We start from the raw sequence: 25,586 nt of genomic DNA, 5'->3' as shown, positions 1-25,586 counted from the left end.
GCTAATTATAATTTGCTACCGTTCTCAATCATTGTGGCGCGAATAGACGACACATTAAGATCGCGGATAGCGGTATTTGTATCAATGGCTTGCACTGCAGCAATACCTGCCGCATGGCCTAATTCAAAACACTGTGCCGTTACGCGAGCTGAAGCTAGCGCTTCGTGCTCGGCGCTCAAACAGCGGCCAGCAACGATGATGTTTTCACCAACAACCGGTACCAGTGTGTGGAATGGAATATCGTAGTAGTCGTTCAGCAGCCAATGCAGTTTAGGTTTGTCACCTGAGTGAAGCTCGATTGGCCAAGGTGTACGGCAGATGCCATCTTCACGTTTGCGGCAGTTCACTACGTCTTCGTTAGTGAGTGTTTCAACACCAACAATTGAACGTGTTTGGCGGATACCAACCTCAACACCTGTGTCGACAACAAATGCGTCTTCACAGCCCGGAACGAATTTATTAAGGAAACGTGCGTATTCGCGAACTTGGCGACGACCAAACACTTCAGCTTCAGTGAAATCTACAGGGTCGATAACGTTCAGCATGCGACCATCTTGACCAGCAAGGCGGGTTGCATTGACCATCAACTCATTGGCGCGCGTAGTAGGGAAGATCCAAATTTTGTGACGCGGTAACTCGTAGTCGCCACTTGCATTTGCTGCGAGGATATTTTCAGTGACTTTTGGCGGGCAGATAGTGTCTTCACCGTAGTACTCAAGGTACTTGTCCATGTCTACGCCGCCAAAGCGGAAGAACATCGTAGGGTTTTGGATACGACCATTATCGCCAAAGTAGTAATCCATGCCTGCACGTGCAACCACAGCCGCATCGCCTGAAGCATCAATGATTATTTTACTTAGGATCACGCTTTGACCTGCATTCGATTCAACGATCACGCCTTTGAATGCATCGCCATCCATGATCACGCCTGTTACTGCAGTGTGGAACAGGGTAGTTACGCCCGCTTGCTCAAGGAAGTCATCAGCCACTTCACGCCATACTAGAGGATCGTGAGTCACTGTGAATGTTTTGCCGTAACGCTGTGGCTCTGTAACGCCACCTTTGTTCTCTAGTGCTTGACGGAAACGCTCGGTAAAACCGAACACCACTTGCTCTGGTTGTGCGTTTTCTTCGTCAGTTGCCATGTACATGCCGCAGATTGTGCCAGATAGACCTGCGACTGCCGCACCACCGCAAAAACCGTACTTTTCAATTAGCCAAGTTTTTTTACCAAGGCGACCAGCGCTTTCCGCTGCTGCTACGCCAGCAGGACCACCACCGATGACCAACACTTCTACTTCTGCCAATACTGGCAGGTCTGGAGTGCTTTCATAACGACGGATAATGTTCCAAGATTTCATTCTTACCTCACTAATAGATAACTGATGTTCATCTGATATATCAGTTGTGTGGTTTTAATATATTCCTAATTTCTTTTCTGGTACAATTGGATAAGTTCTTAACGTGATATTGCTCACTAAAAGATTTTATAAAGGAATAGGACTTATATGAGCGTTAACGCAATCAATAAGACCGAGGTTGCATACAGCAAACTCGAGAAAATGATCATCTTCCGCGAGCTTGAACCAGGGAGTATGGTGAGTGAGAAGCAGTTGGCTGAAGAGCTGGATTTAGGTCGCACACCTGTGCGTGAAGCTCTACAAAGATTGGCGTACGAGTGTATGGTGGAAATTCACCCACGTCGTGGTATTCAAATTCCAATCATCTCAGTTGAAAGCCAACTAAAAATTCTTGAAGTGCGCCGTGATATTGAAGCGCTGTGTGTCAGATACGCTGCATCGCGCGCGAGTGTGACCGAGAAACAGCAGATGTTGCAGCTTGCTGAACAACTGGAGCTTTGTGCGGAAAATAAAGATGACGACTTGTATGCCTCACTGCTAAAAGACATTCATACTGTGTTGGTCAAAGCAGCCAGTAATGAGTATCTACAACTGGCGATGGCACCCTTACAAGGTTTATCACGTCGCTTTTGGTTTGCCTACAAGAATGAGGCATCTGATTTAGTTGAAGCGTCATCACTGCATGCTGCAGTGCTAAGAGCAGTGAGCCATACCGATTCTGAAGAGGCAGTGGCAGCATCACATCGTCTAAATGACTACCTAACCGATGTCGCTTATCGTTCTATTCAGCCGCGTAAATAAAGCGAACATTGTCTGATTCACGCATACAAAAATGGCTACCCTGAGGTAGCCATTTGTTTATCTATGTCGAGTTATTTTATCGAATTCATTCAGCTAAGTAGTTGGTTAGAAAATCAGGTGCGCGACACCGGCAATGACAGGCAGTGTGATAAGCGTACGCAGAATGAAAATCGCAAATAGCTCAAAGATGTTAACCGGGATACGGCTACCAAGTAGTAGAGCGCCCACTTCAGACATGTAAATCAGCTGCGTTACTGACATCGCTGCAATCACAAAGCGCGTCATCTCACTGTCGATAGAAGCCGCAAGGATTGATGGGATAAACATATCCGCAAAGCCAATCACGATAGTCTTTGATGCTTCAGCCGCTTCAGGCACGCCTAATAGCTCTAGGTAAGGGATAAATGGCTGACCTAGGAATGAGAAGATCGAGGTGTATTCCGCGATAACTAGCGCAACGGTACCTAAACCCATAACCACAGGTAGAACACCAAACACCATATCAACCGCGTTGTGAACACCTTCTTGCAAAATCGTTTTAAGTGATTTTACTTTGCCTGCTTTTTCTAGCGCCAGTTCCATACCCCAAGAGAAGCTTGAGTGACCCATAGGAATCGCATCGGCATCTTCTGCGGGTTTAGTACCATCGATAAACGTATCACGTTTATAACTTAGTGGTGGCAAGCGAGGAATGATGACTGCCGCAACAAAACCTGCTAAACATACCGCGCCGTAAAAAGGTAGGAACATGTGTTCTAGTTCAACTTGAGCGATAACCACCAAGCTAAACGTAATTGAAACTGCGGAGAAAGTTGTACCAACAACTGCTGCTTCACGTTCGGTGTAGAATTTGTTTTCGTACTGTTTGCTGGTAAGAAGAATACCAACACTGCCGTCGCCCAACCAAGATGCCATACAGTCAATTGCGCTGCGACCAGGAAGGTTGAAGATCGGACGCATAACTTTTGCTAGCAAAGTACCGAACAACTCAAGTAGACCGAAGTTCAGTAGCAGTGGTAACAAAAGACCAGCGAAAATGAACACAGAGAATAGAGTAGGGAGTAGACCTTCTAACACCAAACCACCAGTGTTACCTTCCCAAATGGCTTTTGGACCAATTTGGAAGTAAGTCATTACTACCGCAATACCACCTACAACGCGCACAGCTAACCAAAGAGGCGATGGATTAAATAACCCATTTAAAAATTTGCTGTTAGCAATAAAGCTTGGGTTCTTTACGCGACACAATAGCGACGCTGCCGCCATAAAAGCCACGATAGCCGTTACGATGCCAACCAAAGAATCGCCAAATAGCGCTTGGATAGACTTAGCTAATACAGCAACAGGAATGGTGATGTCACCGTTGTAGCTAATTGGCGCCATAAATAGAAACACACCAATCAGCGACGGAATCAAGAAGATCCAGAAGTGCGATTTCGGTCTGCTTTGCCCGGTTGCTTGAGTTTTGTTTGTCATTGCGGTTCTCATGTTACAACTAGTCAATAATTGCCAATTTCCATGGCATAGTTATTCACTAAACATCCTTATTTAATCAGTCCAGCGAAGACTACTGTGTTTTTACATTTCGCGCAATACTATTCAATAAATATCGCTATTTATTCACCACAAAGTTTTGCTAACAGTATGAATTATAGACAGGCGTAAATTTGTCGCGAATAAAAGTGGCAACAAAAGCAAAGGAGCCGTAGTGGCTCCTTGCAGAAAGGGGTTAGAGCGAGGTTGCGCGGTTGTGGCGCGTCAGGAACAAATACAACCAATATACTAGGGCGAGAGCCAGTGCTAGTGCGATAGGTGCCATCAAAGACGCAATTTGGTATTGGGCGAACAATCTGGCCCCGACGACACCGCCTAATAAAAAGCCGGTAAAAATAAACAGGAATAGCTTGGCTTTACGAAAATCAAAGCGCTCACCACGAAAACGTGCGCCAATCATGATGCCAAGATCGGTGATAATACCTGTCATGTGAGTTGTTCGCACTACTGCACCGCTAAAGGTAGTGATCATTGCATTTTGTAGACCACATGCAGCAGAAGCAAAGTATTGTCCGGTGGTCACGTTCTGTTCGAGTAAGAGATACGCAACAAACAGAAGCCCGGCCTCAATACACAGTGCGACACCATAGCGACGCCCAAGTCTTAATGCGGTACTTTCAAAGAAGGCACCGGCGAGTGTTGCTCCCATTAGAAAGCTGACCAAAATCATCAATAGATGCGATGTCATGCCATCTAAAGATTCGATACTGGTGCCCAGCAGTGTCACTGTGCCTGAAATATGCGAGACCGCTTGATGCTGAAAACCAAGTAAACCTATCGCATTAACAATACCGGCAAGCAGGGCTAGAAGGAATGCTCCGTATTCCACCCATCGAGGTAGTCGAGATATCACAGAATTGTTCCCCGTAAAACAAGGGAGCGATTATAGCGCTGGCAGCGTCGAGTCGAAAGGGCAACGACCATTAATTTGCTAAGATATTTGCTCTATCTGGCAGTCAAATTTTACCCAAGCTTGCTTGTGCTGCTCATAGACTGAGAAACTGGGCTGCGGAAGATCGCGGCTGGTAAATAAACCAACCGGAATCACAGTAAATTCAGGTAGGGCTGACAGGGTTAACATTACCGTTGTGCCGCAAGCTGGACAAAATGCGTAGTTCACTTGGTTGCCAGAATCTGCGATGCGGCTATATTCAACCACGTCACCAGTATAAGAAACCTGTTCTCGACTAAAGCGAGCTTGAACACCGAACACGCTGCCAGTTCTTTTTTGGCAGGCAAAGCAGTGACAAATTGCGGTTCTGATTGGTTCACCCTTACAAATAAGACTTACTTGTCCACAACTGCACTCTGCGGTGCGTACTTTAACATCATGTTTCATAGCAATCCTTGAGATAAGCCTGAGGCGCTGATATGTTTACCATCACTATAAGGATAAACATATTAAGATGAATATGAAAAAGCGTCTGTTACCTATTCCACTAATCTTATTGATCCCAATCCTACTTTTGGTGGTCGTCATCCTTGCGGGTCTTTACCGTTTTAGTCTTGATGACGAAGACATTTTGGCGAAATTCCCTAGCCAGAATCAGTCTTTCGATAGAGTGGTAGAGCAAGTGTTTGCTATTCGCACTCCAAATCCTTGGACAATACAAGTGCCAGAAAGCACAGCATTTGCTTTTATGGACCAAGTCATTCCGGAAACTCAGTCGGTTAGTGGAGCTTATGATGATGGTGTTGAACGTGGTCTGGTGAATGTCAGTACCCAGTGGCTAACAACCATTGAGCCTAATAGCTATCTATCAGTTATGACAGTTTCTAATCAAGGTAGCGGCATATTCTCTTATCTAGCGACCTTTCGCTATGACGTACAACGAAAACGCATGGTGCTAATCGATACACTGTTAATTGGAGATCGCATTGCCATTGATGGGCTCACCTATCATGAGCGCCAAGTCGATCTAAGTTATCGTCAGCACAGTGAAAATCAAGCGATGGCAGAGTCCCCTAACCAGCCTCAATCGATGCATACAAGGATAGATTCTAATTTGACGTTTTCATTGCATGAAAAATAAACGGTTGTTTGTGTGATACAGATTGCCTATATTGAAATGCGTTATTTTTCTTGTTGTTGATGGAGTAATAAATGATAAATAAACGTTTTTTCAAAACTAAGGACGAAGTTGAAGTGACATTCGAGCTGCCACAAGAGCAGGTCGATAAGAGTGTTGCGCTGGTGGCTGATTTTCTTGACTGGCAACCAATGCAAATGAAAAAAGTGGCAAAAACTAAGTCGTTCAAATTTAAAACCAGATTACCGAAAGATCAGCAGTTTGAGTTTCGTTATCTTGTTGACGACGAGCGCTGGATAAATGATCCAGCAGCAGACCAATACAAGCCAAATGGCTTTGGTGAAGATAATTGCCTACTCAATACCTATTAATAATAAATTCAAATAGTTGGTAATCACTTACTAGCTAAGCATTTTACTACAAGGCACCTAAGGTGCCTTTTTTGATCGCAAAGTCACGAAGGTGGGGTGACAAATCGCGGATAAATTCGTACTCTTATAGCCGAATTTTAAGTATGGAAATCAAGGTTTTCATACTCAGGGTAAATAACGAAACTAATTCATATAAGGTCAAATTGTGCAAGTAAGAACAATAAAAGCACGCGTTTCTGATCTCTCGAAACGTAGAAAAATGATGCTTTTGAGTTTCCCCGTGCTGGCAGTTATCGCAATGGCATCGATAAACGCTCAGTCACCAACCAGCCGCACTATTGATCTTTCTCTCCCAGAGTCAAAAATCGTCGAAACGCTTTTGCATGAAAGTGTCGAAACTGCGGATATGCCGGAATACGAATACAGAATTCGTGTTGGCGATAACTTAAGCTCAATTTTTGAACAGCTTGGTTTTGGTTACAGCGATCTGATGAAGATTATGGAGACCGACCTCAACTACCTCGCTTTGGATACGCTAAAACCGGGCAATACTTTGCGCTTCTGGCGTGATGAAGAGACGAAAAATCTGGCTAAAATGGAGCTGGAGTTTAGTTTGGTAGAGCGAGCGGTTTATACCCGTACGTCAGATGGTGATTATACTTTTACGGATGTAAAAATTCCGGGTGTATGGAAAGAGTTTGCTATGGTTGGCGAAATCAATGGCAGCTTCTCTCAATCAGTGAACCGCTTAGGTCTTGGTATTACCGAAGTAGAGCAAATCGTTTCTTTGCTCAAAGATAAGATCAATTTCTCTCGCGATCTACGTGCTGGTGATAAGTTTGAAGTGGTTCAGTCGCGCCAATATGTAGATGACCAATTAACCGGCAACCGTGAAATCCAAGCGATTAAGATCTTTAATCGTGGCGGTGAGTTTACCGCGTATCTGCATTCAGATGGTCAGTACTACGATAAGAATGGCGATAGCTTGCAACGCGCATTCCAACGTAAACCGGTGAACGGTAACTATCGACTCAGTTCAAACTTCAATCCTCATCGTAAACACCCTGTGACGGGACGCGTAACGCCACACAATGGTACCGATTGGGCAACACCAACCGGAACGCCAATTGTTTCTACTGGTGATGGTGTGGTTATCATGACTCGAAATCACCCGTATGCAGGTAACTATGTGGTTATCCAACATGGTAGTACGTACAAAACGCGCTATTTGCATTTAAGTAAAATACTGGTGCGTAAAGGTCAAAAAGTGACTCGTGGTCAGCGCATTGGTCTATCGGGTAAATCCGGTCGTGTTACCGGTCCGCATATCCACTATGAATTGATCGTTCGCGGTCGACCGGTTAATGCAATGAAAGCTAATATTCCGATGGCTAATTCAGTGCCGAAGAAAGAAATGGCAGCGTTTGAGGCAAGACGAGCAGAGCTAGATACCATGCTGCGTCAGCAGGAGTTGAAATTAGCTCAGCAAGCAAAGGATAGCGCGGCAAGTTAATTGTCTGATTAATAGGAATAAAGGCGAGCTGCGGCTCGCCTTTTTTGCTTGCGGAGTAACAGGGTTACATGTTTTTGACCAACAAGTCTCGGTTTAGATCTGCGATGCTTTTCGCGCCAGTTAGCGTCATCGCCACGCGCATTTCTTTCTCGTATAAATCCAATAGGTTTTCAACCCCAGCTTGCCCTTGAGCAGCAAGCGCATACACAAATGAACGTCCGAGCAATGTGCAGTCTGCGCCCATAGCTAACATGCGTACTACGTCTAACCCGGTGCGGATACCGGAATCAACCATGATTTTTATATCGCCTTTAACGGCATCAGCAATCGCTGGCAGCGCTCGCGCAGTCGATAGTACTCCATCAAGCTGACGACCACCGTGGTTAGAAACCACAACACCATCGGCACCAAAGCGGACTGCATCTTTGGCATCTTCGGTATCTAGAATGCCTTTAATTACCATTGGGCCATCCCAAAAATCGCGGATCCACTCCAGATCTTGCCAGCTGATTGATGGGTCAAAGTTAGCCCCTAACCAGCCAATATAATCCTCAAGTTTGGTTGGCTCACCACGGTAGGTTGAGATATTGCCTAAATCATGTGGTTTACCCAGTAAGCCGACATCTAATGCCCAGCTAGGATGTAGCGCGGATTGCATTACTCTGCGCATAGCGGCATTGGGACCGCTCATACCGGAGTGCATGTCTCGATAGCGAGCACCAGGAACAGGCATATCAACCGTGAACACCAAAGTGGTGACACCTGCAGCTTTAGCTCGCTCCAAAACATTGCGCATAAAGCCGCGATCTTTTAGTACGTATAGCTGGAACCACATTGGGCGTTCAATTGCTGGCGCGACTTCTTCAATAGGGCACACCGAAACGGTCGACATAGTAAATGGAATGCCTTTGTTCTCTGCAGCCTTTGCGGCTTGAACTTCACCTCGGCGGGCATACATCCCAGTTAAACCAACTGGCGCTAGTGCGATTGGCATCGCCAGTTTTTCACCAAACAGCTCTGTTTCTAAACTTAAGTCTTCCATATTTTTCAGCACTCGCTGGCGCAGAGCGATGTCAGATAAGTCATCGGTGTTGCGGCGTAAGGTGTGCTCGTTGTATGAGCCGCCATCGATGTAATGGAACAAAAACGGTGGCAGTTTGGCTTTTGCGGCTGCGCGGTAATCGGTCGAGGCTGAAATAATCATAGGGTAAGTCCTATCTATTGGCGTTTGGTGACGGTGTCGTCAACGCGCTTTGTTATAGTTTTTGGGTTCAGAGATCAAAATAGATTAGCTATTTGCGATGTTACACAAATGTTATTGCGTGATAAATAAAGCAAATGAAAATAATTGATTCCGAAATTGTCCAAATTCAACAAGCACCGTCCGGTTTCATATTGCGAGACATATTGAAGCCAATGAGTGTTAAAGGCTTGAAGCTAGCCAAGCCAGAGCATGCACTAAAGGTTGCCTAAATTGGGCAGTACAATGTTTGATTAATGAGTGATTGGTGAGAGCGGGTAAGAAGCAACGAGACAAGGCAGAAAGCTCCGCCTTGGACGCAAGTTTTGATTTGTGCTGACTAAGAAACAGTTGAGTCTGATGGTCGGGTTTCCCGGGTCATTTCCCGAAAAATTTGCGCATTTAATTCAAAGTCTTTGGTATAACGAAACCCAACTTTTTTGGTATGCGCGGCGAATGAACGAGCGTTATCCTCATGAACGTAGGTATAAACGTAACGAAAACGGGAGCTTTTAGCCGCACAACTGAAATTAAACAGTTGTTCAAAGACTCCTTGACCTCGACTAGTTTTGTCTACGCAAACAGGTCCCCAGAAGTACGAGTTGGTACTGTTCACTGCGATATTTTCGCTTAATGTCGCATCTAAGCGCTTTGCGACGTTAGTCAGCGCTGTGGAACACTGCCAAAATTGCCATGAAGCACATGCTGCCATCGCAATAATGCGCTGGTCCAACTCAGCGACAAAGATAGCCTGTTCTTGTTCAATTGCTTGAGCAAGCAGATCTGCATCAATTACAGTGTTTAAAAAACCATCTGATTGTTCAGAGAGATCCAAGTTTCCTACATGACATGACTCTTGAAGTGTAACTATTTGCTCTATGTCTTCGATTCGTGCGGCTCTGACTTCCATTTTCCCTACCTGTTATTCCTCACTCTGAGCGTGAACTATGTACATAATGCCTGTGCGTATAAATGCTTTGAAATTTATAAGCTATCGTACCATATAATAAATGATAATTGTGCAAAGTCGACTTCTCGGCACACTCAACCGAGGAAAACGTCAGTGAAAAAGTAAGCAACTATTCTGGCCACAGAGCACGATTAGGGTCATGCTCTTTCACCCAGTCTGCATCTCCACGTGCTTGCAGATAAAGTTGCAACCCGTTATACGCGTGAAAAACGGCAGCGCCGCCTAAATGAGCAAATTGATCAAAAAAATCGTCTTCTAATTCACTGAGTGTCATGAGCGAGTTAGCTTGGTTTCTCACCGCCCATTGAATAGCAAAAGCAGGGGCTGTCGCTCCTGTAAGGTTCACATCGACAATTGCAGAATCAATACGCAGTTGCGCTTGGTGCTCGGCTTCTATCTGTTGGCTCTCGATTTCTTGTTGTGTAATTTCTTCAATAATTTGGCGGCGCTGAACTGGTGATGGTCGTTTGTTGATCTTGGCTATTTGATGTGCATAGCCAAAGCGCGCTGGTGTCACGATCTCCACCAGTTGGGTAAGCAGCTCTTTGTCAATGCCAGAACCCTCGCTTAAGAAATCAATGCAAGCACTCAATGAGGGAAATTGAGTGCCGTTATATGCAAAGCTAGAGGTGTCATCCAAAATATCGAGCATTTGGTCATCAATACTCAGTGGCCACCCTGCAAAAGCAACACGCTGTTTGGCAATAAGATACATTTTCCACGCGCTTTCACCAAAGCCACCAAGCAGCGCTCCACAAAATTCGCTTTCTTGTAACTCTTGTTCTGTCCAGTTTTCACCAACCGCTAAGTGTTTGGTGTATTTCGTAATAAGCGCTTGTTTGATATGAGCTCGCAAGACCCAGATAGAACGAGTATGACGCGGAGTCTTAAAGGAGCGGCACTCGCGACAAGCGGGCAAAGAGAGAAGCGGGTGATTTAAGCTCGAGGCGATATTGTCGTGGTGCGGAAACTCAAGGGTGACCGAAGAGGGTTCACCACAAAACCAGCAGGTATGGCGTAGGTTGAACGGAATATCAATAAAGGTGTGGCTTGGGCTAAACATTGTCATGTTGGCTTGATGATTTGCTCTATAGTCTACTGGAAAATAGGTTTGCAACGCTATTCTTCGTCAGTTCGATTTGCACGGATTCTATTAAGACGATGTTACGAGTTGGGCGAATAAGGTAAACGAACGCTATGCTGATTGAGAGCTGGATCAAGTATCTTGAGCGAGCAATGCTTGCGCTTGCATTTCTATGATCTGGGTAGTTGTATGCAATGCGCTAATCGTGAGAATACGTTTCCCGTTACCTCTCAATCTATATAAAAACGTTAGGGTATTATAAATGACTTTTCCAGCAGAACCGTTTCGTATCAAAGCAGTTGAAACTGTTGCTATTCTCGACCGTACTGAGCGGGAAAATAAATTGGCAGAAGCTGGCTACAACACTTTTCTACTCAGTAGCAAAGATGCCTATTTTGACCTCCTAACAGATTCGAGGACCAGCTCGATTAGCGCTCGTCAGTGGGCAAATATGATGTTTCGTGACCATGGGGACTCCATTACGGATAAAGTTTGCCCATTAGAGCAAACTATCCGCGAGCTATATGGCTTTAAACATGTTATTGCCACGCAAAAGTCACGCAGTGCAGAAAGCTTATTATCGATGCTAACCATTGAGCATGGTCAGCGTGTATTGGGCAATACGTGCTCGGCGAGCCATCGTTTCCATATCGAAAACCAAGGTGGTGGTTTTGTTGATGTGATTGCGGATCAAGCCTATCAAACTGAGCTTAACATACCGTTTAAGGGCAATATCGATCTAGATAAACTGGCACAACAGATTGAGGATCACGGCGCAGACAACATTGCCTATATTCGCCTTTCAGCGACGGTCAATGGCGTGGGTGGGCAAGCTGTATCGCTAGAGAATATTCGTGCAGTTAGCCAGATCGCCAAACAAAATCAGATCTTACTGTTTGTTGAGGCGACACATTGTGTAGAAAACGCCTTCTTTATCCAAGAGCAAGAGCTTGGCTATGCAGAGATGCCAATAGAGCAGATCGTGTTAGAGATGCTTAGCTATGCCGACGGCTGCGTGATTAATGGCAGCAATAAAGAGTGTATGGTGAGTAGCGGTGGGATCTTGTGTTTTAACGATGAGGCGCTGTTTTACGAAGCTTCTGATCTGATCATGCTTTATTCAGGTATGCCTACATCGATAGATCAAGATACCCAAGCGATGCTGCAAGGTATGCGCAAAGCGATAGCCACTGGTTTTCGGGATTCTATCCGTCATGATTACATCGAGCATCGGGTAAAGCAGGTGCGTTATTTGGGTGAAAAGCTAAAGAGTGCAGGCGTACCGATTGTGGAGCCAGTTGGTGGTCACGCAGTATTTTTAGATGCCAAGCGTTATTGTCAGCATCTATCGCTTGAGCAACTTCCAGCACAAAGCTTAGCCGCAAGTCTTTATCTGCATACAGGTATCCGAGCCATGGAGCGCGGGGTTGTTTCAGCGGGTAAGCCAGAAGAACATACACTTGAGACGGTGCGTTTGACCATTCCACGCCGCGTTTATACCTACTCACATATGGATGAGATCGCCGAAAGAGTGGCAGATCATTATCAAAATCGAGAACAGATCCAAGGCTTAGTTTTCAGTTACGAGCCAAAGTGGTTGAGATTCTTTAATGCGCGTTTTGAGCCTATCTAGCCTGATATTTTAGTTGTGTGAGCCGAGATGCCAGACATCATAAGATAAATCTGGTGGTGACAGCGATAAAGGCGTGATCGCTGGCATACTTGTCACGTTCATAGATTGGATTGACGAGGTGTTGATCAATGACTTGATAGCGCTCGATATCCGCCAGTGAGTAGGGAGAGCTGCTGTCGAACTCGGCAGAGAACAAGATGTAATCCAGCACATTGCCCTTAGCAAAGTGGTAGTGGGTTGGCTTACGCTCTTCCTCTGGCTGATTGGTACAGAAGATCTCCCAACTGTCTTTGAGACTTAATGAACTAAGTGATGTATCACTATTTTGTACCAACAGATTGGTGATGTGAGTGGTAAGCGATTGGTTCATATCACCAACCAGCACAGTTGGAATGGGCGATTTGTGGTATTGCTGCTCCATAAAAACACGTAACATCAATGCCTCCCAACCTCTTTGCTGCGATGAAAGCCATTGCCCAACAATCGGGTAGGGATTCTCACCAGTTAAGCTGTCAGCCGCGCGCTGGGATTTTAAGTGGCATACATACATAGCAATATGCCCAAGCTCGGGGACATCAATAACGGCGAAAATAGGCTTACGGCTAAAACTAGGTAAAGTCGTTGCGTAATGCTCAGTGATCTCACTAGGTGGTGTAACGGCACCAAATTGCGTAATTGGATATTTGGACGCTAAAGCCACCACGGGCTGGCTATAGATATAGTCACTTTCTACGCTAGGGTGATCCACGGTGACAAAGTGGTGAAAACCCAACTCGGCAAACAAGGCTTTTGCCGCCTTGATACTAAACACTTCTTGAATACCAACAATATCAGCGTTAAGCGCTTCAACTTGCTGTTTGGTCCACTGACACTTTGCTTGCCACCCCTCAGTTTCATAGATGTTTTCAAAATCATAGAAGGCATTAGGTGGCTCAATAAAATTAAATAGATTACAGCTAGCAAAGGTAAGTTGGTTTATGTTGTTCAATCTAAATGCCTGCTTGGACGGGACTCTTACCCAGTGTACTCAAAATAGCGCTAAGTTACGCTCAATAATTGATATTTGAGCTACTATCACGCTGGCTGTGGCGTATATTGGCTATCTGCCAGATGAATAACTAGAAAGGATAACTCAATGATTGATTTTAAGAATTCGTCAGTATTTAAGTTGAAACCGATAGAAATAGCCAAGGCGCGTGAGGATTTTCACAAGTTCCTTATCAATGGTGAAGAGATTGTTGCGGTGTTTAAAACCGTGCGAGATCAGGTGGTCTTCACCAACAAGCGTGTGATTGCGGCAAATGTGCAAGGTTTGACAGGTTCGAAAGTCGATTACACCTCTTTACCTTACAGCAAGGTGAATGCATTCTCGATAGAAACCTCAGGCACCTTCGACTTGGATTGTGAAATTGAACTGTACTTAAGTGAAGTAGGGCGAGTCCGCTTTGAAATTAAAGGTGCGTTCGATATTGTTCAGTTTAACCGAATCATCAGTGAGTACGTTTTAGGATGACGCTATAACGTTCCCTTGTATTGATGCGGAGTGATACCAAACTGTTGCTTAAAACGCTGACTAAATCGCGCTTCAGATTGATAACCACAAGCAAGCGCGGTTTCCATTTGGCTAAAGTCTTGTTGCAGTAAATAAATCGCATGATTCATGCGGATCTCCGCTAGTACTTCCCTAAAGCTTGAGCCTTCTGCTGTCAGTTTACGTGCAAGGCTTGCGCGACTCATCGCAAGGTGACTTGCTGCGACTTCAATCCGGTGGTCATCACCCGGTGCTGAGCTTAAGTAATTGGCAAGTTTGTCCCGTACCATCTGCTGGTTATTAGGAAATAGCTTAGTCAGCGCACCCATCTCACGTAACTCAGCGTAGAAGCCGAGTAATAATTGCTTTTGTGTTTGATAAGACAAGCCTTTATTACCCATCTCACTGACTAATTCAAAGCAATACTCTAACTGTGGTGTAGTGGCAATCTGTGGAAAGTTATTAGGCTCAATAGCCTTTTCAGGTTCAAGCCAATCTTTTGGTGGTGGCAGATTGAGTGCCATTGCGCGTGAGTGAAACAGCTTTTGTTCTGGCGTGTTAACGAAGGTCAGGTATTGCCCTGCAGGCACCAAGATCCAGTTGGCTCGATTAAATTCTAAATTCTGTTCATGCCACCAGAGCTTTTTAAAGCCCTGGTCGACCCAGATGATAGTTGGGGCATGAATAAACACATTGTTCAGTGGTTGCTCGCGTTTCCCGCGATAATGAACCGTATGGACTAAAGGTTTATTCATGTCTGCCTCTGGTAGTTAGTAATGTCATTACTCGTTGACATAAGTTGCAGTAAGGGTTGCTTTATCAAGCGCATTGGCGTTAAGCATAAAACCAATTAAAGCGTTTGATGCACCTTGAGGGATCTCAAGTTTTTCAGTTGGCATTGCCCATACTGTAAATTGGTAGCGATGCATGCCATCACCTTTTGGTGGGCAAACGCCACCAAAACCTGTTACGCCATAGTCATTTTTCATCTGTTTTGCTTTAAGATCTTTACTAGATGCGCCTTGCTCAATCGATTTAACTGAGGCTGGAATATCTAAAGCTACCCAGTGCCACCAACCACTGCCCGTTGGTGCGTCTGGATCGTAGGCTGTAATCGCAAAACTTTTTGTCCCAGCAGGTACATCTTTCCAACTTAAGTGAGGTGACATGTTATCGCCACTGCAGCCGAATCCGTTGAAGGCAAAAGTGTCAGCCATACGTGAACCTTCTTGAATATCTTGGCTGGTTAGTGTCATCGCTGAGCTGGTAAACGATGCGAGAAGTAGTGCTGCTGTGATAATTGTACGTTTCATTGTGTTTTCCTTTGTTGAGCTGATAGACACAATGATAGTTGCTTTTGTGAGATTTTAAGTGACAAAAAGGCTCAAATGCAATGAAAAGTAATTTCATATGAGCATTTCTGTTTGTTTTTTTTGAGTTAAAGCTATGAGAAAGAGAGAATATGTGAAAATAAAAAAGCCCAGTGGTTAGGCTGGGCTCAAAAGCACTTAATTAAGTGTGATTATTTTGGGTCAAGACCAAGTTTTTGTAGCACTAGCTTGAAGTTCTCACGACGCTCTTTCACGTTGTGAACATCACCAGTGGTACATGTTAGGTCAGGACAGCCACGGTTAACGATACCTGATACGTCATCGATGAACTGAGAGCCTTGCAGACCGCTATCAACGTATTTCTTAAGTTCGTTGTAGTAGTTCCAATCTGCGTATTGACCGCCTTCGTCATTGTAAGCCTGTACTGACGTTACCCAGTAGAATAGACCTGCAATCCACTTGATCTCTTTGTTCTCTTCTGAACTACAGATCAAACCTGGGTTTGAACAGAAATCAAGTTCAGCGTATAGCGGGTTCGCTGGTGGCGCTTCAACGGTTACACCGTCAATGGTTTTACCGATAGTTTCAGGATCAACATGTGAACGACCTAGGTAGTGGTTTAGCGTACCGAAGTTTTGACGACCTGTTGTCTGGATTACACCACGACCCCACCAGCCACAGCCTTCAACGCTCTCTTCACTGCTGCCATCCCAAATGAAGCTGCCTGCTTTTTGACCAACGTAAATCTTACAGTTATCACGTTCCCAAACTTGCTTAGAAGTATCAACTTGCTCTGGAACATCGTTACAGTGACCGTTGTTAGTCCAACGACCTGCTGCGCCGTTAACCAGTAGACCACGCTCTTCTAGTACAGCATCAGGTGCTGCAAATACTGGCGCAGGTGCACCGTACCACTTAGCGTGAGTTAGCGCGCTCACTTCCATCTTGTTGTCACGCGGACAAGAGTAAGCATGGTCTAAGCCAGATACTGGGTTAACACCGTAGTCAGCGTATTTCTGACCAAGCTGACCACAGCTCGCGGTCATTGGGTAATCCGCCGGCGCGCCGTACTTAGTTTCAGACCAGTTGTTCTCGTCACATGCGTTGTAACGGATAGTCTCTTGCATACTTTGCGCAAGGAAGGCAGCAATCGCGACTTTAGCGTAAGTGATGTTGGTTGCATCGTCCGCTTCGTCGTTCATTAGCCAGAACTTGTTACCTGCAACACCGATGTTGTGCATTGCGTTTAAGCCGTCTAGGAAGTCGTTCCACTTGTACACAGTTGATGGAATCCACTGTGACTGCGGTGTTTCGTATAGGAACGCTTCGTTGTCCATTGCATTTTCAGCATCGGCTAACTGTTGGTTTAGCGCTTCGATACGAGTTAACGAGCCTTTCTCTAGCTCTTCACCTACGTAGTAAAGTGGTACTTTAGCGCCTTGATAAGCTTCAATTTTCGCTGTTAGTGCTTGGCTATCTTGGTCAAACGTTAGTGCAAATACGTTGCTGAATGCTGCTTTACGTAGCTGTGGTTTGCCCGCAGAATCACCCATAAAGTAACCAGATGCTTGGTCAGTAGGGATATTTGCTAGCATCGCAGGCGTTTTCACGTAGTCAGAAACTTGCTTCACGTACTCAAGTGCGTTGTGCCATTGGTCACTTGTTAGTGCAACTGTTGATGCTGACTTAGTGAATACCACGAAGTCTGCTTTGTTTGCTGCGTCGGCTTTGTATAGCTCAAGTGTTGCTAGTAGGTCTGCGCTAAATACTGACGCTTCATCCCATACTGATTGACGACCAGAGTGCGTATCGTATGCGAAGTCGCCAATGTTTAGTGACCAACCGAAGCTTGCTTCAGGTGCGATAGTGCTGATGATTAGGTTATGCGCTTGCGCCCAGCCTTTTAGATCGTCAGACAGTGCATTGATAGCGTCGATATCAAGTTGGCTGCCAGTGATATCCATAGCATTAGTTAGTGCTTGCTTAACTGCTACGCTGCCAAATGATGCGCCTTTATCTGCTGTTGCAACATCCAGTACATCACTGCTTAGGATGATAGATGAAGTGCCTGCCAGCTCAGCTTGTTCAATGATGCTCACAAACGCGCGAGTCAGTTGGTCAGTATCAGCCAGTGCATCGCTGTTTGCTGCTGCAATTTTCATAGTTGCAGGAGCATCGGTTGATGGGCTAGCCACGACAAACGTATTTGGCCAACCAGCAACTTCTAGACGTACTGGGTCCATTGGGTTTGGTAGTGATAGCAGTGGCGCAGTACCAGGCTCTGTACCGTCACAGTTTAGGTGTAGAGACCATGAGTCATCGCTACCTGGAATCGATTTGGTCCAGTAGATCGCTGAGTAAGCGATGTTCTTGTGTACCATGATGTCGCCGCCACCTGCGTGGTCACCACGAGTCCAATCTGGGTAAACGTTAAAGTCAGCACACAAGCCACCTGGTGGTGTTACTGGTGGCGGCTCAACAGCTGTTTCTTCAACAGTAATGCGAATTTGAGACGTTGCCGATAGGTTTTGTGCGTCGGTCGCAATCGCTTTTAGCGTCACATTGCCCGCTTGAGTTGGCTGCCAATCACACTTGAAGCTTTGCGTGGTGTTGGCATCGAAATTACAGATCTCTTGGTTGTTCGCTTTTACTACCACTTGAGATAGGTCTTGGTCTGCATCAGTCGCGCTTACCGAGATAGAGATTGTTTCTTCCGTTTCAAACTTTGAGCCAGTTGCCGGGGCTAGGAAGCGTACTTCTGGTGCTACAAAGCTCTCTTCTTCTTCAACCACAACAGTAAGTGCGTTTTGCTTAACGATTTGGTTGTCTTTATCAAGAACCACAATCTTAAGGTTCGCATTACCCACTTCACTTGGGGTCCAAGTTTGAGTGTAAATAGCTTGCTCAGGGTTAATAACACGCTGACCTAGCTTGCGATCGTTCGCCCAGAACTCAAGTTTAGTAATAAGTTCCCCATCAACGCGAGCCTTGATTGCTGTCGCTTCACCCACAGCCAGAGTTTGACCTTGAGTTGGCGCCATGAAGGTAAGTTCGTGCACTTCAGGTTCAACAGGTGGTTCAACTTCGTCTGCTTTTACAGTAATGCTTACTGCTTGCTCTTGAGTTAGACCTGACTCATCTTCAACGATTGCTTTAATAGTGTGAACACCTTCGCCTACAGCTTTCCAGTTCGCTTGGAAAGGGGCTTGCGTTAGGCTTGAAACTTGTGCGCCATCAACGAAGAATTTTACGGTTTTCACTTCAGTATTGGTTGCCGTTACGTTAGCACGCATTGCAACGTTTTGACCTTCTGTGAACTCAGCACCATTGACTGGAGAAGCCAGTTGGATAGAGATCTCTGGTTCACCCACTTCTGCATCATCCGCGATTAGGCGAACAGTGTCTTGAAGTAGAGCTAGATCAAGTACACCACTAACGCCAAGTGTTAGTTCGATTTTGTCACCAGCTTGCAGCTGAGATTTGATCCAACTGCCTGTATCGAATGATAGAGCTAGTGTGTTGTTAAATGTGTCACCTTGAGCATTGCTGCTGAACTGCATGCCTGGGTAGCTGATCCCTTGTGCTGACCAAGATGGCGTTGACATTGAGATGTTTGACTTAAACACAACTTTTGCGCCGCGCAGTTCAACTGGCTTCGCACCGTCATTGGTTAGAGTGACTTTGTATGTGTTCCACCATTGGCTTTCAGAACCGACGATGTTTGCATCAGTGCTTACCGCAGCTTGAGCTGCTGGTAATGCCATACCAATAGCAAGCGCTAGGACGGTTGGCATTAGGGTTAGTGTGCTTTTTTTCATTTTATCTAATGTTCTTAACTAGATGAATAAAATAGATATTTGTTAATTAATTTAACAAATCATCCACTAAATGAACCGCATTAGACAAAATGCCCCCAAGAGCAGCAAGACAGATGTTTCCTACAAAAATCGGTAATTTAGTGTGATGAGGTGCAAATTTTGAGATCTTGATGCAATATGCTAAACAAAGCATGCTTGACAGTTGATGTTGACCTAAATTTTTTTAAGTTAAACAGGAAGCAAGATCAACATGTTATGTCGAAATTTCGCGCATTAAAGTAAGTGTTAATCGGATGATTTTCGTGCAGAAAGTGGTGGGTTGTTATGGTGTTGTTAATAAAAAATCAGCAAAAACAAAAGGCTAACACTGGGGGAAGTGTTAGCCTCTTGAGTTATTGAGCTTGGATGGTAGCGCCTAAGCTTTAGCCACCCGAGCCAATGGGGTTAACCCGCTTGATATTCTGGGTAATCAAGCAGACCTTTTTCATTGCCACCAAATAGCGTTGCAGGATCGTGCGCTGCTAATGGGTAGCCATTTTGAATTCGTTTTGGCAGATCTGGGTTGGCGATAAACGGACGACCGAAACCGATCATATCCGTTAAACCATCTTCTAGTGCTTTCGCCGCTTTCTCTGTGTCATAGCGACCGGCATAGATGATGACACCTTGGTAAGCGTCACGTACTGCGCGTTTAAATTCCGCAGGGGTATCAGGTGCGTCGTCCCAATCCACTTCAGCAATGTGCATGTAAACCACGTTAAGCTTGTTAAGTAGCGCTGCTGCTGCTGTATAGGTTTCAACTGGCGTTTTATCGACAGTGCCGTTAAGCGAAGTAAATGGTGCAAGACGAACACCAACTCGGTTTGCGCCGATCGCATCAGTCATTGCTTCTACCACTTCGCCTAGTAAGCGTAAGCGGTTTTCAATGCTGCCACCGTATTCGTCAGTGCGGTTGTTCGCTTCAGAATCAATAAATTGGTTGATTAGATAGCCGTTTGCTGCGTGTAACTCGATGCCATCAAATCCCGCTTCAATCGCATTCAGAGCAGCTTGGCGGTATTCCGCCACCACTTGCTTGATGTCTTCTTTGGTCATCTCACGTGGTTCAACCACATCCACAAAACCTGGTTCATCTGTGCCGTTGTCGATAAAGACTTTTACGTTTTCTGCTTTTAGCGCTGAAGACGAAATTGGCTGCATACCACCGATATTGTCAGGGTGAGTCACGCGACCTACGTGCCAAAGTTGAGCGAAGATTGCGCCGCCTTTGGCATGCACAGCGTCAGTGACTAACTTCCAGCCAGCAATCTGCTCTTGGCTGTAGATACCTGGAGTCCAAGCATAACCTTGACCCATTGCTGAGATTTGGGTGCCTTCCGCGACAATCAAACCAGCGCTTGCGCGTTGTGCATAGTAGTCTGCCATCATTTGGTTTGCGACGTTACCAGGCTGACTGGCACGTGAGCGGGTCATTGGTGGCATAACAATACGGTTAGCGAGAGTAAGTTCACCAAGTTGAATAGTGTTAAACATTGCGTTTTGCATCGACAATACCTCTTACTTGCTGGTTTGAATAAGTTCGATTTGGTAACCATCTGGGTCTTTAACAAAAGCGATATGCGTGCTGCCGCCTTTCATTGGACCTGGTTCACGGGTGACATTGCCACCAAGAGCTTTGATTTTGTCGCAAGCGGCATAAATGTCTTCACTGCCTAACGCTAAATGACCAAATGCGTTACCTAGCTCATAGCTGTCGGTATCCCAGTTGTGGGTCAGTTCGATGGCGGCGCCATCTAGTTGTTCTGGATCACCAACAAATACAAGCGTGTAGCGGTATTCAGGGTTCTCAAAACGGTCCAGTACGCTCATACCGAGCACCTTAGTGTAGAACTCGATAGATTTATCTAGGTCTGCTACTCGGATCATAGTGTGAAGAAATTTCATCTTGCCCCCGTTATTTTCTTTTTGCCTAGCCTTTAACGGCTAGCGCAGGAAATTGAATCTGGGCTTAGAATAGGGCGATTAGCGACCAAATAAAAATTATCAAAAATTATTGTTTTTATAATGTTTTGTTATGGATAACTAAAAAGAGAGTTTGTACTCAAAGGCTTAGGTCACTATTTGGTGACTGCTTGTTTTTGTTTCGCTTTGTGCTTAACTTGAGTGATGCTTCGTTAAAATGTCTAATCAGGAGAGATGTAATGGCACATTCAGTAAAGTTAAAAGCTGGCGACGCGTTTCCAAATATTAGCGCCACTTTGTTAGATAACAGCACTGTTGAACTGGCTAAACCGCAAGAGGGTATGACTTGGCAAGCGGTATTCGTATATCGTGGAAAACACTGCCCACTGTGTACTAAATATCTCAATGAACTAGAAAGTTACAAACAAGCGTTTGCTGACGCAGGTGTGGGCATTATTGCGGTGAGCGCGGATTCCAAACAGCAATTGACCGAGCACCTTGAGAAGCTAGACATTTCGTTCCCAATCGCGTTTGGTTTGACTCAATCCCAAATGCAATTGCTGGGTATGTACATTTCTATTCCTCGCTCAGAGCAAGAGACAGATCATAATTTTGCCGAGCCAGGACTATTTATCGTCAACGAGCATGGTGATTTACATGTAGTCGATATTTCTAACAATCCGTTTGTTCGACCTGAGTTAGGTGCGCTGACTCGTGGTTTGGCTTGGATTCGAGATCCCAACAATCACTATCCAATTCGTGGAACGTTAGATTACTGAGCTCATTAGTTGACATAAAAAACCGAGAAGCAGAATCTCTGTCTCTCGGTTTTTACTTTTATTGGGCTCAAAGGGTTAGTGCGCATGCCCCATAGCAGAGAATGGAGTGCCGGCTTTGCGTCTTCTTGGTGCGAGCGCCATGATGATACCGAAGCAAGCGCCTTGGGTGATCATCGCGGTACCGCCGTAGCTTATAAATGGCAGCGGGCTCCCCATCACTGGCAATAAGCCACTTACCATACCCATGTTAATAAACGCATAGAGCATAAAGCTTAGTGATAAGGCGCCAATCACGAGACGTGAGTATGCTGAGTCACTTTGGCTCGCAAGCCACAATGTACGCGCTGCAATAAACAAGTAGGTCGCAACCAAGACCACACTGCCCATATAGCCCCATTCTTCCGCAAATGTAGAGAAGATAAAGTCAGTATGACTTTCAGGAATAAAGCCCAGTTGCCCTTGTGTTGCCATCATATAGCCTTTGCCACGAATCCCGCCTGAGCCAATTGCCACCAAAGACTGAATAATTTGATAACCAGCGCCGAGAGGGTCTGATTCCGGGTTGAGGAACTGGGTAACGCGCATCTTTTGGTATTCTTCCATAAAGAACATCCACAACATCGGTACGGCAGTAGCCACGATACCGATAACGGTACCGATGATTTTCCAACTCATGCCACCAAGGAAGAGCACAAACAGCGAGTAGATAACGGTAAATATTGCCCCGTCTAAGTCAGGCTGCACGACAATAAGACCAGCAGGAATAGCCGTTAATGCTAGGCAGCTCAGAATCTTGGTAAATGTCGGCGCACCGGGATCTTTTGCCACCATCCATGCCGTCATCATAGGTACAGCGACTTTAACCAGTTCAGATGGTTGGAAGCGTATCGGTCCTAATGCTAGCCAGCGTTTTGAACCGTTGGTCGCATCACCGGCAATAACCACCGCAAGCAAAAGCGTCACTGCCAGCGCGAATAGAGGCGGGGCTATGTCACACAGCTTTTTAGCAGGGACTGCTGAGAGGATCACCAAAGCACCAATAGCTATGACTGCACGGGCAAGATGGCGTTGTAAAATGGGCTCACTAAAGCCACTAGCGCTCCAAACGCTAATGCTACCTGCGGCGATCAGAAAGACGATCGCGGCAAGCAACGGATAATCGAGTTGTGGACGAAAACGCAGCACGGACGGTATGTTCAAAATGATAAGAGGATCGAAATTTAATCCTGATTGATAAGAAAGACAACAAACAATTTGTCTACTAAATGTCAGAGTTGCGGTTTTTTGCGACAGGTGGGGTTTTATTACGCGATTTCGACGTTGAAAAACCTTTCCCGAGAGCGGCTTTTCTCTCGGAACTATTTTCTCTTGAGACTATTTCATTTCGAGATTAACTAACCGCCCTAATATGGAAGTTAAAGTTGATGGCTTTCAGACCATACGCGCAGATCATCTAAGATATTGAGGGCTGTGCGTCCAAACTCAGTCAGTTCATAACTCACAGCGATAGGACGATCGCTTATCACTTTACGCATCACCATTCCTTCGGCTTCAAGTTCTTTTAGGCGTTGATCCACCATCTTTTTACTCGCGCCACCAAGCATTCGCGTTAGATCATTAAATCGAACCGGTCCATCTTTGAGATGATAAATGAGCGAGCCTTTCCATTTGCCACCAATAAGGCGCATGCCTTTTTCTATTGCGCAAGGTTCAGTGCAAACATTGGCAACAGATTTACGACCTTTGCTATCAATACTAATACTGCTTTTCACCGTAAACCCTCTAGGTAACTTAAAGTAGACTGGTTGAATATCTTTTCAAGGTTACCATAATATACCTACTACTCAAAACTTAGGCTCCAATGTTCAGAGCAAAGATAAAGCTGGGCTTTGTGCACAATATTGTTTGCCCATGGTGTGTAATCACCCAAACGATTGAAACCGAAAACAGTCACTATTAGAGTTAACTAGCAATAAAAACAGAGGCGAGATGCTATCTTTAATTACGGTTTGGAAGTAAAAATAGCTATACAGTGGCAATAAGGAACAAGCAATGTCGCAGATAGAGATCAAATTAGAAAGACCACGCGTCGAACTATTGTTCGCCAAATATAAAGACATTATCGGTGATGATTATCCGGGTTACCGTAATCACGTTTACCGAACGATCACTTATGCGATGCATTTTCTCGGCAACGATGAGCAATATGAGCAGTTAGTTGAAACCGCTTTTGTTTATCATGATATTGGTCTGTGGACTGATCACGAACTCGCTTATCTCGAGCCTTCAGAGTTAGTGGCTCTATCGGATAATGCAGAACATGATTGGGGGCTTGACCCAGACGCCTTGCGCGGCGCTATCCATTGGCATCATAAAATTTCACCTTATAAAGGTCCGCATCAAAAAGTGATTGAAGCGTGTCGAAAAGCCGATTGGATTGATGCAACCAAAGGTGCGGTGCGTAAAGGCGTGAGCAAAGAGATCATTCAGCAAGTCGAGCAAGCCTTTCCAAACCTTGGTTTTCACGACACATTACTTCGATTAGCTAAAGATTATGGCGGTTCAACCTTAGTCGGTGGCGTGAAGGTTACGCTGGGCATTGTGAAATGGTAGCGTAAGTTCACTTATCTATGACTTATGAGTTTTAGAAAGTGCTCGCAAAGTTTAGCGATCGCAAACAAAGCAGCCATTTGGGCTGCTTTGTCGCATTTATTGTTTGTGTGGGGCGATACTTGAGGCGAGGTGGTTTGTTACCACTCAACAGTAGAGCCATCAAATACGCGGAAGCTGCCAGATTGTTCAAGCGTGAGGCTCTCTGCTACTTCGATGATACCCGCGACACTCTCTTGAGGCGTATACAGAGCGTTCTCTCCACCCATGTCTGTTTGAACCCAACCTGGATGAATCGCAAGAGTTTTGACTTGTTTATCACGTAGGTTTTGCGCTGCAGAAACAAGGATTTGGTTAAGCGCAACTTTGGAGGTGCGGTAGCTATACATATTGCCAGAGCTATTGTCACCTAAACTCGCGACGCGAGTTGAAATGCCGATGATGGTTTTGTATTCGCTAGCGGCAACATTATTTTGCAGCGCTTGAATCAGTAGAGCTGGCGCTACTGTGTTTATGGTTAATACTTCCAGCCATTTTGCTTGGGTCATTTCACCAAGCTTTGCACAATCTTCGCCCAAAACACCAGCATTCAGTACAAGGTGATCAATAGGTTGCCCCTGCAGTTGTTCGGTAAGTCCGTTGATATCCGATTCAACGGCAACATCCAACTTAAGTGACTTGATTTGCTGGTTTTCTGCGATTAACTGGTTGAGCTTGTCGGCTTGCTCAGGTGAACGACAAGCTGCCAATACGTGCCAACCTTTTTCGGCATATTGACGAACAAACTCCAAACCAAGACCACGGTTTGCTCCGGTGATGAGTACAGTAGACATGACAATTCCTTAGTTTCAACGATATACAGCGGCTCCGTTTGCAGATCATCATCGTGCTGGCAGAAGCCAAAATGGATTTTAGGGTTGCTTTCTTTTGCAATGCTGAAATCTGAGGATAAAAGTGTAGAGATTCGACATTGTCGAACCTCTAGTCGGTGATTGTTG

General features: G+C 45.3%; 24 protein-coding genes. 8 read left to right on the top strand and 16 right to left on the bottom strand.

The genetic code is table 11. From position 1 onward, the window contains the following. Positions 1 to 5: 5 nt before the first annotated feature. The gene (locus DPF93_RS14410) at positions 6 to 1,361 is read right to left on the bottom strand and encodes an FAD-dependent oxidoreductase (protein ID WP_114766825.1); all 1,356 of its coding nucleotides are present in this window, start codon (positions 1,359 to 1,361) and stop codon (positions 6 to 8) included. A gap of 147 nt (positions 1,362 to 1,508) precedes the next feature. Between DPF93_RS14410 and DPF93_RS14405 the strand changes: the two genes are divergently transcribed. Then, positions 1,509 to 2,162 (top strand): GntR family transcriptional regulator, encoded by a 654-nt coding sequence (locus tag DPF93_RS14405; protein WP_114766824.1) that lies wholly within the window; start codon positions 1,509 to 1,511, stop codon positions 2,160 to 2,162. Between the two features lie 105 nt (positions 2,163 to 2,267). On the opposite strand, the gene DPF93_RS14400 is transcribed toward DPF93_RS14405, so the two are convergent. The 3 genes from DPF93_RS14400 to DPF93_RS14390 form a co-directional block, all read right to left on the bottom strand. Further along, complete coding sequence (locus tag DPF93_RS14400) at positions 2,268 to 3,638, bottom strand: YjiH family protein (protein ID WP_114766823.1); 1,371 nt, start codon at positions 3,636 to 3,638, stop codon at positions 2,268 to 2,270. A 253-nt stretch (positions 3,639 to 3,891) separates the two neighbouring features. Next, positions 3,892 to 4,569, bottom strand: a complete 678-nt coding sequence (locus DPF93_RS14395; protein WP_114766822.1) for a YoaK family protein — start codon at positions 4,567 to 4,569, stop codon at positions 3,892 to 3,894. A gap of 78 nt (positions 4,570 to 4,647) precedes the next feature. After that, positions 4,648 to 5,055 carry a GFA family protein gene (locus DPF93_RS14390; protein ID WP_114766821.1) on the bottom strand — a complete coding sequence of 136 codons (408 nt, stop codon included), beginning with the start codon at positions 5,053 to 5,055 and terminating at the stop codon, positions 4,648 to 4,650. Positions 5,056 to 5,122: 67 nt separating this feature from the next. Between DPF93_RS14390 and DPF93_RS14385 the strand changes: the two genes are divergently transcribed. The 3 genes from DPF93_RS14385 (at position 5,123) to shyA (ending at position 7,630) form a co-directional block, all read left to right on the top strand. Further along, positions 5,123 to 5,749, top strand: a complete 627-nt coding sequence (locus tag DPF93_RS14385) for a hypothetical protein (RefSeq protein WP_341866797.1) — start codon at positions 5,123 to 5,125, stop codon at positions 5,747 to 5,749. A 71-nt stretch (positions 5,750 to 5,820) separates the two neighbouring features. Beyond that, the gene (locus tag DPF93_RS14380) at positions 5,821 to 6,117 is read left to right on the top strand and encodes an isoamylase early set domain-containing protein (RefSeq protein ID WP_114766820.1); all 297 of its coding nucleotides are present in this window, start codon (positions 5,821 to 5,823) and stop codon (positions 6,115 to 6,117) included. Between the two features lie 205 nt (positions 6,118 to 6,322). Then, entirely contained in the window at positions 6,323 to 7,630 is a 1,308-nt protein-coding gene (gene shyA / locus DPF93_RS14375) for a peptidoglycan DD-endopeptidase ShyA (protein ID WP_483050733.1), read from the top strand. 64 nt (positions 7,631 to 7,694) lie between these two features. Here shyA and lldD read toward each other — a convergent pair whose 3' ends face one another. The 3 genes from lldD to DPF93_RS14360 form a co-directional block, all read right to left on the bottom strand. Further along, entirely contained in the window at positions 7,695 to 8,834 is a 1,140-nt protein-coding gene (gene lldD, locus DPF93_RS14370; protein ID WP_114766818.1) for an FMN-dependent L-lactate dehydrogenase LldD, read from the bottom strand. A 376-nt stretch (positions 8,835 to 9,210) separates the two neighbouring features. Continuing rightward, the gene (locus DPF93_RS14365; RefSeq protein WP_114766817.1) at positions 9,211 to 9,780 is read right to left on the bottom strand and encodes a GNAT family N-acetyltransferase; all 570 of its coding nucleotides are present in this window, start codon (positions 9,778 to 9,780) and stop codon (positions 9,211 to 9,213) included. Between the two features lie 169 nt (positions 9,781 to 9,949). Then, complete coding sequence (locus DPF93_RS14360; protein WP_114766816.1) at positions 9,950 to 10,903, bottom strand: hypothetical protein; 954 nt, start codon at positions 10,901 to 10,903, stop codon at positions 9,950 to 9,952. 283 nt (positions 10,904 to 11,186) lie between these two features. On the opposite strand from DPF93_RS14360, the gene DPF93_RS14355 reads away from it, so the two are divergent. Further along, positions 11,187 to 12,557, top strand: a complete 1,371-nt coding sequence (locus tag DPF93_RS14355; RefSeq protein WP_114766815.1) for a tryptophanase — start codon at positions 11,187 to 11,189, stop codon at positions 12,555 to 12,557. Between the two features lie 37 nt (positions 12,558 to 12,594). On the opposite strand, the gene DPF93_RS14350 is transcribed toward DPF93_RS14355, so the two are convergent. After that, a complete protein-coding gene (locus DPF93_RS14350) occupies positions 12,595 to 13,545 on the bottom strand; it encodes an endonuclease/exonuclease/phosphatase family protein (RefSeq protein ID WP_114766814.1) in 951 nt (316 codons plus the stop codon). A gap of 147 nt (positions 13,546 to 13,692) precedes the next feature. Between DPF93_RS14350 and DPF93_RS14345 the strand changes: the two genes are divergently transcribed. After that, positions 13,693 to 14,070, top strand: a complete 378-nt coding sequence (locus DPF93_RS14345) for a PH domain-containing protein (protein ID WP_114766813.1) — start codon at positions 13,693 to 13,695, stop codon at positions 14,068 to 14,070. Positions 14,071 to 14,072: 2 nt separating this feature from the next. On the opposite strand, the gene DPF93_RS14340 is transcribed toward DPF93_RS14345, so the two are convergent. The 5 genes from DPF93_RS14340 to gloA all read right to left on the bottom strand — a co-directional run bounded on the left by DPF93_RS14340 (position 14,073) and on the right by gloA (position 21,181). After that, positions 14,073 to 14,843 (bottom strand): helix-turn-helix transcriptional regulator, encoded by a 771-nt coding sequence (locus DPF93_RS14340; RefSeq protein WP_114766812.1) that lies wholly within the window; start codon positions 14,841 to 14,843, stop codon positions 14,073 to 14,075. Between the two features lie 27 nt (positions 14,844 to 14,870). Continuing rightward, positions 14,871 to 15,401 (bottom strand): YbhB/YbcL family Raf kinase inhibitor-like protein, encoded by a 531-nt coding sequence (locus tag DPF93_RS14335; protein ID WP_114766811.1) that lies wholly within the window; start codon positions 15,399 to 15,401, stop codon positions 14,871 to 14,873. A 209-nt stretch (positions 15,402 to 15,610) separates the two neighbouring features. Beyond that, positions 15,611 to 19,237, bottom strand: a complete 3,627-nt coding sequence (locus DPF93_RS14330) for an Ig-like domain-containing protein (protein WP_114766810.1) — start codon at positions 19,235 to 19,237, stop codon at positions 15,611 to 15,613. Between the two features lie 444 nt (positions 19,238 to 19,681). Continuing rightward, positions 19,682 to 20,782: an alkene reductase gene (locus DPF93_RS14325; RefSeq protein ID WP_114766809.1), complete on the bottom strand. Its 1,101-nt coding sequence runs from the start codon at positions 20,780 to 20,782 to the stop codon at positions 19,682 to 19,684. Positions 20,783 to 20,794: 12 nt separating this feature from the next. Then, positions 20,795 to 21,181, bottom strand: a complete 387-nt coding sequence (gloA, locus tag DPF93_RS14320) for a lactoylglutathione lyase (RefSeq protein WP_114766808.1) — start codon at positions 21,179 to 21,181, stop codon at positions 20,795 to 20,797. 257 nt (positions 21,182 to 21,438) lie between these two features. Between gloA and DPF93_RS14315 the strand changes: the two genes are divergently transcribed. Continuing rightward, complete coding sequence (locus DPF93_RS14315) at positions 21,439 to 21,978, top strand: redoxin domain-containing protein (RefSeq protein WP_114766807.1); 540 nt, start codon at positions 21,439 to 21,441, stop codon at positions 21,976 to 21,978. A 75-nt stretch (positions 21,979 to 22,053) separates the two neighbouring features. Here DPF93_RS14315 and rodA read toward each other — a convergent pair whose 3' ends face one another. Continuing rightward, positions 22,054 to 23,163 (bottom strand): rod shape-determining protein RodA, encoded by a 1,110-nt coding sequence (gene rodA, locus DPF93_RS14310; RefSeq protein WP_114766806.1) that lies wholly within the window; start codon positions 23,161 to 23,163, stop codon positions 22,054 to 22,056. 230 nt (positions 23,164 to 23,393) lie between these two features. Continuing rightward, on the bottom strand, positions 23,394 to 23,750 hold the full coding sequence (locus DPF93_RS14305; protein ID WP_114766805.1) for a winged helix-turn-helix transcriptional regulator: 357 nt from the start codon (positions 23,748 to 23,750) through the stop codon (positions 23,394 to 23,396). A 280-nt stretch (positions 23,751 to 24,030) separates the two neighbouring features. On the opposite strand from DPF93_RS14305, the gene DPF93_RS14300 reads away from it, so the two are divergent. After that, positions 24,031 to 24,591, top strand: a complete 561-nt coding sequence (locus DPF93_RS14300; RefSeq protein ID WP_114766804.1) for a phosphohydrolase — start codon at positions 24,031 to 24,033, stop codon at positions 24,589 to 24,591. A 137-nt stretch (positions 24,592 to 24,728) separates the two neighbouring features. On the opposite strand, the gene DPF93_RS14295 is transcribed toward DPF93_RS14300, so the two are convergent. Then, positions 24,729 to 25,421 (bottom strand): SDR family oxidoreductase, encoded by a 693-nt coding sequence (locus DPF93_RS14295; RefSeq protein WP_114766803.1) that lies wholly within the window; start codon positions 25,419 to 25,421, stop codon positions 24,729 to 24,731. Positions 25,422 to 25,586: the final 165 nt, after the last annotated feature.

Source organism: Vibrio rhodolitus (assembly GCF_003350325.1).
GTDB lineage: Bacteria > Pseudomonadota > Gammaproteobacteria > Enterobacterales > Vibrionaceae > Vibrio > Vibrio rhodolitus.
Note: the sequence above shows the minus strand (reverse complement) of the source record. Positions and strands in the feature narration are given on the sequence as shown.

Bases quoted from the DNA above. Each gene is read 5' to 3' on its own strand.
- DPF93_RS14380 (WP_114766820.1), top strand. From the start codon at position 5,821: ATGATAAATAAACGTTTTTTCAAAACTAAGGACGAAGTTGAAGTGACA.
- DPF93_RS14345 (WP_114766813.1), top strand. From the start codon at position 13,693: ATGATTGATTTTAAGAATTCGTCAGTATTTAAGTTGAAACCGATAGAA.
- DPF93_RS14340 (WP_114766812.1), bottom strand. From the start codon at position 14,843: ATGAATAAACCTTTAGTCCATACGGTTCATTATCGCGGGAAACGCGAG.
- DPF93_RS14315 (WP_114766807.1), top strand. From the start codon at position 21,439: ATGGCACATTCAGTAAAGTTAAAAGCTGGCGACGCGTTTCCAAATATT.
- DPF93_RS14410 (WP_114766825.1), bottom strand. From the start codon at position 1,361: ATGAAATCTTGGAACATTATCCGTCGTTATGAAAGCACTCCAGACCTG.
- DPF93_RS14390 (WP_114766821.1), bottom strand. From the start codon at position 5,055: ATGAAACATGATGTTAAAGTACGCACCGCAGAGTGCAGTTGTGGACAA.
- DPF93_RS14385 (WP_341866797.1), top strand. From the start codon at position 5,123: ATGAATATGAAAAAGCGTCTGTTACCTATTCCACTAATCTTATTGATC.
- DPF93_RS14400 (WP_114766823.1), bottom strand. From the start codon at position 3,638: ATGACAAACAAAACTCAAGCAACCGGGCAAAGCAGACCGAAATCGCAC.
- DPF93_RS14330 (WP_114766810.1), bottom strand. From the start codon at position 19,237: ATGAAAAAAAGCACACTAACCCTAATGCCAACCGTCCTAGCGCTTGCT.
- DPF93_RS14355 (WP_114766815.1), top strand. From the start codon at position 11,187: ATGACTTTTCCAGCAGAACCGTTTCGTATCAAAGCAGTTGAAACTGTT.
- DPF93_RS14325 (WP_114766809.1), bottom strand. From the start codon at position 20,782: ATGCAAAACGCAATGTTTAACACTATTCAACTTGGTGAACTTACTCTC.
- gloA (WP_114766808.1), bottom strand. From the start codon at position 21,181: ATGAAATTTCTTCACACTATGATCCGAGTAGCAGACCTAGATAAATCT.
- DPF93_RS14295 (WP_114766803.1), bottom strand. From the start codon at position 25,421: ATGTCTACTGTACTCATCACCGGAGCAAACCGTGGTCTTGGTTTGGAG.
- DPF93_RS14405 (WP_114766824.1), top strand. From the start codon at position 1,509: ATGAGCGTTAACGCAATCAATAAGACCGAGGTTGCATACAGCAAACTC.
- DPF93_RS14335 (WP_114766811.1), bottom strand. From the start codon at position 15,401: ATGAAACGTACAATTATCACAGCAGCACTACTTCTCGCATCGTTTACC.
- lldD (WP_114766818.1), bottom strand. From the start codon at position 8,834: ATGATTATTTCAGCCTCGACCGATTACCGCGCAGCCGCAAAAGCCAAA.
- DPF93_RS14365 (WP_114766817.1), bottom strand. From the start codon at position 9,780: ATGGAAGTCAGAGCCGCACGAATCGAAGACATAGAGCAAATAGTTACA.
- DPF93_RS14360 (WP_114766816.1), bottom strand. From the start codon at position 10,903: ATGTTTAGCCCAAGCCACACCTTTATTGATATTCCGTTCAACCTACGC.
- DPF93_RS14300 (WP_114766804.1), top strand. From the start codon at position 24,031: ATGTCGCAGATAGAGATCAAATTAGAAAGACCACGCGTCGAACTATTG.